The organism is Streptomyces torulosus, from assembly GCF_001419765.1.
GTDB lineage: Bacteria > Actinomycetota > Actinomycetes > Streptomycetales > Streptomycetaceae > Streptomyces > Streptomyces torulosus.
Map to the genome: position 1 here is coordinate 1 of NZ_LIRK01000472.1, position 3,480 is coordinate 3,480.

The window sequence follows — 3,480 nt, forward strand, 5'->3', positions numbered from 1 at the left end:
ACCCTGGGGCGGGACCCTGTCCGAGAGGGGCCTGGTGGCCGAGGGGCCCGAAGGGGCCGCCGAGCCCGCGGAGGCGGAGCTGCCGGCGCCGGTGCTGCTCGTACCCGTACCGCTCGGACCGCCCCGTCCGTCCGGTTCGGCTCCCCGGGGTCCCTGCGCGCTCGGCGGGCCGGTCACGCTCGTCCCGTTCGACGGTGCCGTCGGTCGATTCGCGACCGTGTTCGCCGCCGAGGCGAACCGGTCGTCGAGGGAATCGGCCGCGACCGAGGGGCCCGTGTCCCCACTGGCGTCGTCGTACAACTTCCGCCACCAGTCGTCCTCATGACCGGTCGGCCTCTCCCCCTGCTGGCTCATGCCCCTAATTGTCCACCTCAACAGCCGTATGAAAACGGGGCATCCGGAAAATCAGTCCGCAGAGCCGATGACCGCGCGGCGTGTCGGACTACACGTCGAACTCCGGTGCGAGACACGGGAGTCGAGGGGCCGGAGGATCCTCCGGGATGTGTGTTGTCCCGTGCCTCGGGCGATGGTCCCGGGACGTCCCCCGTGTCCGTGCGCAGCCGTGCGTTCTCGTGGAGCGGGACGGAGACCGCCGGTCATGGTCTCCGTGCACCAGGGAATCCGGCCGACGGGGAGCGGCCGAGGGTGGCTGTGGCCGGCGCCGGGGCGGCCTCCCTGACCTGCGTCTTCCCGTGCGGTCCTGCACCCTGGGCAGATGGGAGTGTGGGAACTCCTGCTGGTCGGCGTGGTCGTGCTGCTCGGCCTGTGCGGAGTGCTGGTGCCCGGCGTACCGGGGTCCTTGCTGGTGTGGGCCGGGGTCATGTGGTGGGCGCTGGAGGAGCCCCGCCCGGTCGCCTGGTGGGTGCTGGTCGGCTCCACGACCGTCCTGCTGCTGTCCCGGGCGGCCCGCTGGATGCTGCCTCCCCGGCGCCTGGAGCTGAGCGGCGCCTCCCCCCGAATGGCGGTGTACGCCGGTGTCGGGGCGCTCCTGGGCTTCGTCCTCGTTCCGGTGGTCGGCGCGATCCCCGGGTTCGTCGGTGGCATCTACCTCTCCGAGCGGCTCCGGCTCGGACGGCACCGCGCGGCGGCGGCGGCCGTGCGCACGGCCATGCGGTCGGGCGGCTCCAGCGTGCTGGCGGAACTCTTCGCCTGCCTGCTCGTCGCGGGGGCGTGGGTCGGGGCGGTACTCGGCCGCTGAGGGCGTCCCCGCGCCCCATCAAGGCCATCAGGCCGCGTCCGCCACGACCGTCAGGTCACGTCCGCCACGACCGTCAGGTCACGTCCGCCACGACCATCAAGCCGTGTCCGCCAGGTCCGCCAGGTCGATCGCGTCGGCCAGTGCCCGCATGCCCGCGTCGTTGAAGTGCAGGTGGTCACCCGGGTCGTAGGCGGGCCGGACGCGGTGGGGGTGGGCGGGGTCGCGGACGGCGCGGTCGAAGTCCGCCACCGCGTCGAAGACGCGGCCCGTGCGGATCGCGTCGTTGACGGCCAGCCGTACGCGCTCCCGGGCGGCCGTGTACGCCCCATGACCGCCGAACGGAGTGAGCGTGGCGCCGATGACACGGATGCCGTGGGCGCGGGCGCGGGCCACGATCCGGCGGTATCCGGCGGTGAGCGCCGCCGGGTCGGTGACGTTCGGGGTGCCCTTGATGTCGTTGATGCCCTCCATGACGATCAGCGTGCGCACCCCGGTACGGGTGAGGACGTCGGCGTCGAGGCGGGCCAGGGCGCTCGGGCCCACGCCGGTGCGGAGCAGACGGTTGCCGGAGATCCCCGCGTTGAGGACACCGGGCCGGCGCTGGGCGGGCAGGGCGCGCAGCCGTTCGGCGAGGCGGTCGGGCCAGCGGCGGTTGGCGTCGGCGGTCGAGCCGTTGCCGTCGGTGATGGAGTCACCGAGCGCGACGACGCTGCCGGCGGTGGAGGTGCCAAGCACATCGACTCCGGTGACGTAGTACCAGCTGCCGACGGTCGTCGTGAACGCCGAGCCGTGCTCGTCGGCGGTCCGGTCGCCCCGCGGGGCGACGAAACCGGTCTGGCGGGCGGACCGGTGGTAGGTGGCCGGGCCGGAGCCGGCAGGGGTGTGGAGGGTGATCAGGAGGTTGCTGTACGCCGGTACGCGCAGGGCGACGGGGTCGGTGACCCGGTCCCGGCCCGGTGGGACGACGACCGTGCGGGCACCGCCGAAGGTGGCGGCGCGCAGCGACCCCGGCACCGCGTCCGGGCGGCCGGGAGCGCCGGGCACCTGGAGCGCCACGGTGACGGCGCCCAGCCGGAGCGGGGCGGTGCCGAGCCGGTTCGAGATCCTGATCCGCGCCGCCGTGCCGCCCACACCGACATGGACGACGTTGCGGATCGAGGCTCCCGGCAGGGCAGGGGCCGTACCGGACGCGGCGGCCGCCCAGGTACCCGTCCAGTGCCGGGCCGCCGCGGACGGGCCCCGGTGGGTGTCGGCCCTCGCCGGCAGCGCGCCGATCACCGTGGTCGCCACGAGGAGGACGAGGGTCAGGACGTACGCCTGCGCGCGTGCCGACGTGGCGGCGAGACGGGGGGCCGTGCGGGCGCCCGGGGTCGTGTCGGCCATGCGGGCCGCCCTTCGCTCGGCGGAAGCGACACAAGCCCCTCATCACTTCCCGGCGCGGCGGACCCGCGCACCCACCCTCACACCATCGGGCGGACCTGTGCACACGCGTCCTGATCCCCCGCGTTCGGGGTCACACCGCCGTCCCGTCCGTCGGCCCCGAGCACTCCCTCCAGGCCGAGCAGCAGACGCTTGCGGTCGAGGCCGCCGGCGTAGCCCGTGAGGGAGCCGTCCGCGCCGATCACCCGGTGGCAGGGGCGGAGGATGAGCAGCGGATTGGCGCCGATCGCGCCGCCGACGGCCCGGACGGCGGCCCTGGGCGCGCCGATACGGGAGGCGATGGCGCCGTACGTGGTGGTCGCGCCGTACGGGATGTCGTCGAGGGCGGCCCAGACCCGCTGGCGGAACTCCGTGCCCTCGCCGCGCGACTCCAGCCGGAACTCCTTCAGCTCCCCGGCGAAGTAGGCGGCGAGCTGTTCCGCGGCCTGCCGGAAGGGCGCCGGGTCGTGGCGCCAGTCCGCGAGCGGCACCCGGCCGCCCTTCTGCTCCGGCACGGAGAGGGAGGTGAGCACGCCGGACGCGTCAGCGGTCAGGAGGAGGGGGCCGACGGGGCTGTCGACGGTGGTGCAGTAGGTCCGCTGTCCGGCGCTCACGGCTGAACTCCTTGGTGCCACTGGGCTGGTCGTCACTTCTGGTGGAGGCGTTGTCATCCGGTGCTCCGGGTGCTCCGGATCGCTGGGCCCAGGTGGCGCAGGGCATACGAACGCCAGGGCCGCCAGGCGTCGGGCAGGGGCGTGTCCGGCGGGGCCACGTCCGGATCGCCGAGGGCCCGGGTGCGGATGTTGGCGACGGTGCGCGGGCCCATGCCCGGCAGGGCGAGCAGCGCGGCCTCGGCCTCGTCG

The 3,480-nt window shown here is 74.6% G+C and carries 3 protein-coding genes and 2 pseudogenes; 2 read left to right on the plus strand and 3 right to left on the minus strand.

Annotation, left to right across the window (positions count from 1 at the left end; genetic code table 11):
• Positions 1-325, plus strand: a pseudogene (locus AOK23_RS48125) (hypothetical protein); the annotation flags it as partial.
• Positions 326-715: 390 nt separating this feature from the next.
• Positions 716-1,198, plus strand: coding sequence for a DUF456 domain-containing protein (locus AOK23_RS29895; protein ID WP_055715712.1), 483 nt, complete (start codon positions 716-718; stop codon positions 1,196-1,198).
• Between the two features lie 96 nt (positions 1,199-1,294).
• Here AOK23_RS29895 and AOK23_RS29900 read toward each other — a convergent pair whose 3' ends face one another.
• The 3 genes and pseudogenes from AOK23_RS29900 to AOK23_RS29910 form a co-directional block, all read right to left on the minus strand.
• Positions 1,295-2,581, minus strand: coding sequence for an SGNH/GDSL hydrolase family protein (locus AOK23_RS29900; RefSeq protein ID WP_079049781.1), 1,287 nt, complete (start codon positions 2,579-2,581; stop codon positions 1,295-1,297).
• A 77-nt stretch (positions 2,582-2,658) separates the two neighbouring features.
• Complete coding sequence (locus AOK23_RS29905) at positions 2,659-3,288, minus strand: methylated-DNA--[protein]-cysteine S-methyltransferase (protein WP_079049782.1); 630 nt, start codon at positions 3,286-3,288, stop codon at positions 2,659-2,661.
• Positions 3,285-3,480 (minus strand): annotated as a pseudogene (locus AOK23_RS29910) (hypothetical protein); the annotation flags it as partial. The pseudogene AOK23_RS29910 and the gene AOK23_RS29905, both read right to left, overlap by 4 nt.